Raw genomic sequence first — 7,727 nt, 5'->3', positions numbered from 1 at the left:
TGTCACCATCTATATGCCGATGATCCCCGAGGCCGTGGTCGCCATGCTGGCCTGTGCCCGCATCGGTGCGATCCACTCGGTGGTGTTCGGTGGCTTCTCGCCCGAGGCGCTGGCGGGTCGTATCATCGACTGCAAGTCGAAGGTGGTGATCACGGCCGACGAGGGTTTGCGCGGCGGTCGCCGTACTCCGCTCAAGGCCAACGTCGACCTGGCGCTGACCAACCCCGAAACCAACAGCGTGCAGAAGATCATCGTGTGCAAGCGCACCGGTGGCGAGATTGCCTGGCACCAGCACCGCGACATCTGGTACGAAGACCTGATGAAAGTCGCCTCCAGCCACTGCGCGCCGAAAGAGATGGGCGCGGAGGAAGCGCTGTTCATCCTTTATACCTCCGGCTCCACCGGCAAGCCCAAGGGCGTGTTGCACACCACTGGCGGCTATCTGGTGTATGCCGCGCTGACCCATGAGCGGGTGTTCGACTACCGCCCCGGGGAGGTGTACTGGTGCACCGCCGACGTCGGCTGGGTCACTGGCCACAGCTACATCGTCTACGGGCCGCTGGCCAACGGTGCCACCACCTTGCTGTTCGAAGGCGTGCCGAACTACCCAGACATTACCCGGGTGTCGAAGATCGTCGACAAGCACAAGGTCAATATTCTGTACACCGCGCCAACAGCCATCCGCGCGATGATGGCGGAAGGGCAGGCTGCAGTCGAAGGAGCTGACGGCTCCAGCCTGCGCCTGCTGGGTTCGGTGGGCGAGCCGATCAACCCGGAAGCCTGGAACTGGTACTACAAGACTGTGGGCAAGGAGCGTTGCCCGATCGTCGACACCTGGTGGCAGACCGAGACCGGCGGCATCCTGATCAGCCCGCTGCCGGGCGCAACCGGCCTGAAGCCAGGCTCGGCGACCCGCCCATTCTTCGGTGTGGTGCCGGCGCTGGTAGACAACCTGGGCAACCTGATTGACGGCGCCGCCGAAGGTAACCTGGTGATCCTTGATTCCTGGCCGGGCCAGTCGCGTTCGCTGTATGGCGACCACGACCGTTTCGTCGACACCTACTTCAAGACCTTCCGTGGCATGTACTTCACCGGCGACGGTGCGCGTCGCGACGAGGACGGTTACTACTGGATCACCGGTCGTGTGGATGACGTGCTCAACGTATCCGGCCACCGCATGGGCACTGCCGAGATCGAAAGCGCCATGGTGGCGCACTCGAAAGTGGCTGAAGCCGCCGTGGTGGGCGTGCCGCACGACATCAAGGGGCAGGGCATCTATGTCTATGTCACGCTCAATGCCGGCATCGAGGCCAGCGAGCAGCTGCGCCTGGAGTTGAAAAACTGGGTGCGCAAGGAGATCGGTCCGATCGCCTCGCCGGATGTGATCCAGTGGGCGCCGGGGCTGCCGAAAACCCGTTCGGGCAAGATCATGCGCCGTATCCTGCGCAAGATTGCCACCGGTGAGTATGATGCCCTGGGCGATATCTCGACCTTGGCCGACCCGGGGGTGGTGCAGCACCTGATCGATACCCACAAGGCGATGAACCTGGCCTCGGCCTGATAGGCGCAAAGGCTGCGCAGCAGCCTTGGTGAATGAAACCCCGACCGGGCAACCGGCGGGGTTTTTGCTTTACTGTTACCCGACATTCATCGGTAACCGATATGTCACCGGTCCTGCGCAAGATCGGGGCGGCAGGAAACAAATCCGCCTGGTTTCGGTGCAAATCCGCCGCCTTTTTGTGCAACACAGCACGCTCCACTTGCCGTACCACAAGGCTTTGCCAATAATAGGCCCAGGAATTGCTAGGTCTAAAGGTTCTATTTCTTGCGCTTTTGCATATTTTGCAATGGCTGTCAACATCGCCCGCTGCGGTTTCAAGCGCTTCTGTAAGTAGTTGTCGCTTTGAAGAAATATCGACTAGTGGGCTGTCGTTAAAATGCCAGTCACTCGCTCGTGGTCTTCGACCGACCCTGCGCGGCTTGCGTTGTACCCATTCGCATATCGGGCAGCGGTTACCTGCCTTGTATTGCCCCGTACCGATGGAGTTACCTGATGAAGAAGCTCGCACTGCTTGGCGCCCTGGCGCTGTCCGTGTTTTCCCTGGTGTCGCAGGCCGATGAGAAACCGCTGAAGATCGGCATCGAAGCCGCCTACCCACCCTTCGCCTTCAAGCAGCCCGATGGCAGCATTGCCGGTTTCGACTACGACATCGGCAACGCCCTGTGCGAAGAGATGAAGGCCAAATGCACCTGGGTCGAGCAGGAATTCGACGGCCTGATTCCTGCGCTTAAAGTGCGCAAGATCGACGCCATCCTGTCGTCGATGTCGATTACCGACGACCGCAAGAAGTCGGTCGACTTCACCAAGCGCTACTACCTGACCCCGGCGCGCCTGGTCATGAAGGACGGCACCACCGTCAGCGAAAGCCTGGATGAGCTGAAAGGCAAGAAGATCGGCGTGCAGCGCGGCTCCATCCACGATCGCTTCGCCAAGGAAGTACTGGGTGCCAAAGGTGCCACCGTAGTGCCTTACGGTACCCAGAACGAAATTTACCTGGACGTGGCAGCCGGCCGCCTCGACGGCACCGTGGCTGACGCCACCCTGCTGGAAGACGGCTTCCTCAAGACTGACGCCGGCAAGGGCTTCGCCTTCGTGGGCCCGGCATTCACCGACGCCAAGTACTTCGGTGACGGCATCGGCATCGCCGTGCGCAAGGGCGACAAGGCCAACGTCGACCGCATCAACGCGGCCATCGACGCCATCCGTGCCAACGGCAAATACAAAGAAATCGAGAAGAAGTACTTCAACTTCGACATCTACGGTCCAGACTCGAACTAAGACATCGGGTTGACCTGTGCAATGGTGCAAACAGCAGAGGTTCTGAGGTTTGCACCATTTTTCATTCCCAAGCCCTGAGGAATACCAAACATGTTGAAAGGCTATGGGGCAGTCATCCTCGACGGGGCGTGGCTGACGCTACAGCTTGCCTTGTCGTCGATGGCCCTGGCCATTGTCCTCGGCCTGATCGGCGTGGCGCTGCGTTTGTCGCCGGTGCGCTGGCTGGCCTGGCTGGGTGATCTGTATTCCACGGTGATCCGTGGCATTCCGGACCTGGTCCTGATCCTGCTGATCTTCTACGGCGGGCAAGACATCATCAACCGGGTGGCACCGCTGCTCGGGTACGAAGACTACATCGACCTGAATCCGCTGGTTGCGGGTATCGGCACCCTGGGCTTCATTTTTGGCGCTTACCTGTCGGAAACCTTCCGCGGTGCCTTCCTCGGCATCCCCAAGGGCCAGGCCGAAGCGGGCGTGGCGTATGGCATGAGCAACCGCCAGGTGTTCTTCCGCATCCAGGTGCCGCAAATGATTCGCCTGGCGATCCCTGGCTTCACCAACAACTGGCTGGTGCTGACCAAGGCCACTGCGCTGATCTCGGTGGTCGGGCTGCAGGACATGATGTTCAAGGCCAAGCAGGCGGCCGATGCCACCCGCGAGCCTTTCACCTTTTTCCTGGCGGTGGCGGCGTTGTACCTGGTGCTGACAAGCGTTTCGCTGCTGGCCCTGAAGTATCTCGAGCGCCGCTATTCGGTGGGCGTCAAGGTAGCTGAACTATGATCTTCGACTACAACGTTGTCTGGGAGGCATTGCCGATGTATTTCGGCGGCCTGCTGACCACCCTCAAGCTGCTGGCGATTTCGCTGTTCTTCGGTCTTTTGGCGGCTGTGCCGCTGGGCCTGATGCGCGTGTCGAAACAGCCGGTGGTCAACCTCACCGCCTGGCTCTACACCTACGTGATCCGCGGCACGCCGATGCTGGTGCAGCTGTTTCTGATCTACTATGGCCTGGCCCAGTTCGAAGCGGTGCGTGAAAGTATCTTCTGGCCTTTGCTGTCCAGTGCGACCTTCTGTGCCTGCCTGGCGTTCGGCATCAACACCAGCGCCTACACCGCCGAAATCATCGCCGGCAGCCTCAAGGCCACGCCCCATGGCGAGATCGAGGCAGCCAAGGCCATGGGTATGTCGCGCATGAAGATGTACCGGCGCATCCTGCTGCCTTCGGCCATGCGCCGTGCGCTGCCGCAGTACAGCAACGAAGTGATCATGATGCTGCAGACCACCAGCCTGGCGTCGATCGTTACCCTGATCGACATCACCGGTGCCGCGCGTACGGTCAATGCCCAGTACTACCTGCCTTTCGAGGCCTACATCACGGCGGGCGTGTTCTACCTGTGCCTGACCTTCATCCTGGTGCGCCTGTTCAAGATGGCCGAACGCCGCTGGCTCGGCTACTTGGCGCCGCGCAAGCACTGACCGCTTTGTGAGAATCGACAGCATGTACAAACTCGAAGTCCAAGACCTGCACAAGCGCTATGGCAGCCATGAAGTGCTCAAGGGCGTGTCCCTGGCGGCCAAGGCCGGCGACGTCATCAGCATTATCGGCTCCAGCGGTTCGGGCAAGTCGACCTTTCTGCGCTGCATCAACCTGCTGGAGCAGCCGCACGCCGGCAAGATCCTGCTCAACAACGAAGAGCTGAAACTGGTCGCGGGCAAGGACGGCGCGCTCAAGGCAGCCGACCCGCGCCAACTGCAGCGCATGCGCTCGCGCCTGTCGATGGTGTTCCAGCACTTCAACCTGTGGTCGCACATGACCGCGCTGGAAAACATCATCGAAGCGCCGGTGCACGTGTTGGGCATGAACAGGAAAGAGGCGCTGGAAAAAGCCGAGCACTACCTGGCCAAGGTCGGTGTCGCCCACCGCAAGGACGCTTTCCCCGGGCACATGTCTGGCGGCGAGCAACAACGTGTGGCAATTGCCCGGGCCCTGGCCATGGAGCCTGAGGTTATGCTGTTCGACGAGCCGACCTCGGCGCTGGACCCGGAGCTGGTAGGCGACGTGCTGAAGGTGATGCAGGCGCTGGCCCAGGAAGGCCGGACCATGGTGGTGGTAACCCACGAAATGGGCTTTGCCCGCGAGGTGTCCAACCAGTTGGTGTTCCTGCACAAGGGCCTGGTCGAAGAGACCGGCTGCCCGCGTGAAGTATTGGCCAACCCGCGGTCGGAGCGCTTGAAGCAGTTCCTCTCCGGCAGCCTGAAGTAAAAGCTGCATTTTTGCACCAGAATAGGGCATGCTGCGCGGCGAGCGCAGCCTGACCCGGCGCACAGACTCGAACGACCCCAGGTTTCGGACCGCACCCTATGACCACCCAGCGAATCGGTTTTCTCATCTGGCCCAGCACCAGGCCCTTGACCCTGGCGCTGGCAGAGGAAGTGTTGCTGGTGGCGCAGCGGGTGCATCCGGACGTGGTCTACGAGTTGGCGTTCCTGCAGGCGGAGCCTGCGCAGGAAAGTGCCTGGCGCCTGCCTGGCGAGCCGTGGACTGGCCGGCTTGAGGGCTTCCACAAGCTGTTTCTGCTCGCCGATGAACCGCCTGTGGCGATGGGGGCTGCCTTGTCGGCGGCGCTCAAGCAGCTGGCCCGTAGCGGCTGCATGATTGGCGGGTTGTCCGCTGGTGTTTATCCGCTGGCGATGCTGGGCCTGCTCGACGGCTATCGGGCTGCGGTGCACTGGCGCTGGCAGGATGATTTTGCCGAACGCTTCCCCAAGGTCATCGCCACCAGCCACCTGTTCGACTGGGACCGTGATCGCCTGACCGCCTGTGGCGGCATGGCCGTTACCGACCTGATGCTGGCAGTGCTGGCCCGTGATCACGGCGCGGAGCTGGCGGGGGCGGTGTCGGAGGAGCTGGTAGTCGAACGCATTCGCGAGGGTGGCGAGCGCCAGCGCATTCCGTTGCAGAACCGCCTGGGCTCGAGCCATCCGAAGCTGACCCAGGCGGTTCTTTTGATGGAAGCCAACATCGAAGAGCCGCTGACTACCGATGAAATTGCCCAGCACGTATGCGTGTCGCGCCGGCAGCTGGAGCGCATCTTCAAGCAGTACCTGAATCGTGTGCCGAGCCAGTACTACCTGGAGCTGCGGTTGAACAAGGCGCGGCAGATGCTGATGCAGACCAGCAAGTCGATCATCCAGATCGGGTTGTCCTGCGGGTTCTCTTCCGGGCCGCATTTTTCCAGTGCGTACCGCAATTTCTTTGGCGCGACGCCGCGAGAAGATAGGAACCAGCGGCGTAGCAGCAGCCCGTTCGAATTGAGTTCGGCGCCTGCCGAAAAAGGCTGAGATTTCGGTTGGGTTTGGGATGAGTGCCTGGGGGGTATGCCTTGAGGGTGATGGTGGGGCGGCGCTCGATTTCCGTCACAACACAACACCAACGACTTGCACCCGCCGCTTCCCCGAATTGTCTGTGAACACCCGTTCACCCAGCCCCCTCTCTCCCGTACACTGCGCGATTGCGACAGTGTTTGTCGCATTGCCGAAAACCTTCTCAAAACTGGGTTTTGCGCTGTAACAAGTTGTCGCTTGGCCGCAAGGACAGGCGCGGATCAGTCCTTACAATCCCCCCATCGCTCGCCACTTCCAGGCCAGCGTTCCTCTTCAGGAGACTCAGATGTCCGTTGAGCAAGCCCCGGTGCAACGTGCCGATTTCGACCAGGTCATGGTCCCCAACTATTCTCCGGCGGCCTTCATTCCTGTGCGAGGCGAGGGTTCCCGAGTCTGGGACCAGTCGGGTCGCGAGCTGATCGACTTTGCCGGCGGCATCGCGGTCAACGCCCTGGGCCACTGCCACCCGGCACTGGTCAAGGCCCTGACCGAGCAGGCCAACACCCTCTGGCATGTATCCAACGTGTTCACCAACGAGCCGGCCCTGCGCCTGGCCCACAAGCTGGTGGACGCCACCTTTGCCGACCGTGCGTTCTTCTGCAACTCCGGCGCCGAAGCCAACGAGGCCGCCTTCAAGCTGGCCCGTCGCGTCGCCCATGACCGCTTCGGCCCTGAAAAGCACGAAATCATTGCCACCGTAAACAGCTTCCACGGTCGTACCCTGTTCACTGTCAGTGTCGGTGGCCAGCCGAAGTACTCCGACGGCTTCGGCCCGAAGATCACCGGAATCAGCCACGTGCCATACAACGACCTGGAAGCGTTGAAGGCACAGATTTCCGACAAGACCTGCGCCGTTGTGATCGAACCGATCCAGGGGGAGAGTGGCGTGGTGCCGGCTGACCTGGCCTACCTGGAAGGCGCGCGCAAGCTGTGTGACCAGCACAACGCCCTGCTGGTCTTTGACGAAGTGCAGACCGGTGTGGGTCGTACCGGCTCGCTGTACGCCTACCAGCACTACGGCGTGACGCCGGACATCCTGACCAGCGCCAAGAGCCTGGGCGGGGGCTTCCCTATCGGCGCCATGCTGACCACCAACGAACTGGCCAAGCACCTGGCCGTCGGTACCCACGGCACCACCTACGGCGGCAACCCGCTGGGCTGCGCCGTGGCCTGCGCGGTGCTGGATGTGATCAACACGCCGCAAACCCTGGCCGGCATCAAAGCCAAGCATGAGCGCTTCAAAACCCGCCTGGAGCAGATCGGCCAGAAGTACAAGCTGTTCAGCCAGGTGCGTGGGGTGGGCCTGCTGCTGGGCTGCGTGCTGACCGAGGCCTGGCAAGGCAAGGCCAAGGACGTGCTCAACGCTGCCGAAAAGGAAGGTGTGATGGTGCTGCAGGCCGGCCCGGACGTGGTTCGCTTCGCGCCAAGCCTGGTGGTTGAAGATGCCGACATCGATGCCGGCCTTGACCGCTTCGAGCGCGCCGTGGCCACCCTGACCCAGGGCT

Annotated in this window: 7 protein-coding genes; all 7 read left to right on the top strand. The window is 61.8% G+C overall.

Annotated elements, in window-relative coordinates; translation table 11 throughout:
* A partial coding sequence (gene acs / locus HP547_RS25165; RefSeq protein ID WP_172288090.1) for an acetate--CoA ligase occupies positions 1-1,561 on the top strand: 1,561 nt, incomplete at its 5' end.
* 492 nt (positions 1,562-2,053) lie between these two features.
* Positions 2,054-2,839 carry an ABC transporter substrate-binding protein gene (locus HP547_RS25160; protein ID WP_172222349.1) on the top strand — a complete coding sequence of 262 codons (786 nt, stop codon included), beginning with the start codon at positions 2,054-2,056 and terminating at the stop codon, positions 2,837-2,839.
* Between the two features lie 90 nt (positions 2,840-2,929).
* Entirely contained in the window at positions 2,930-3,619 is a 690-nt protein-coding gene (locus HP547_RS25155; protein ID WP_016488497.1) for an ABC transporter permease, read from the top strand.
* Positions 3,616-4,314, top strand: coding sequence for an ABC transporter permease (locus HP547_RS25150; RefSeq protein WP_172222354.1), 699 nt, complete (start codon positions 3,616-3,618; stop codon positions 4,312-4,314). The genes HP547_RS25155 and HP547_RS25150 overlap by 4 nt, the downstream gene beginning before the upstream one ends.
* Before the next feature lie 22 nt (positions 4,315-4,336).
* Entirely contained in the window at positions 4,337-5,101 is a 765-nt protein-coding gene (locus HP547_RS25145) for an ABC transporter ATP-binding protein (protein WP_172222359.1), read from the top strand.
* A gap of 98 nt (positions 5,102-5,199) precedes the next feature.
* Positions 5,200-6,180 (top strand): transcriptional regulator ArgR, encoded by a 981-nt coding sequence (gene argR / locus HP547_RS25140; protein ID WP_172288087.1) that lies wholly within the window; start codon positions 5,200-5,202, stop codon positions 6,178-6,180.
* 328 nt (positions 6,181-6,508) lie between these two features.
* Positions 6,509-7,727, top strand: a 1,219-nt coding sequence (locus HP547_RS25135) for an aspartate aminotransferase family protein (protein ID WP_172222367.1), incomplete at its 3' end; no start/stop codon positions are given.

The organism is Pseudomonas sp. CM27 (assembly GCF_013179515.1).
Taxonomy (GTDB): domain Bacteria; phylum Pseudomonadota; class Gammaproteobacteria; order Pseudomonadales; family Pseudomonadaceae; genus Aquipseudomonas.
Note: the sequence above shows the minus strand (reverse complement) of the source record. Positions and strands in the feature narration are given on the sequence as shown.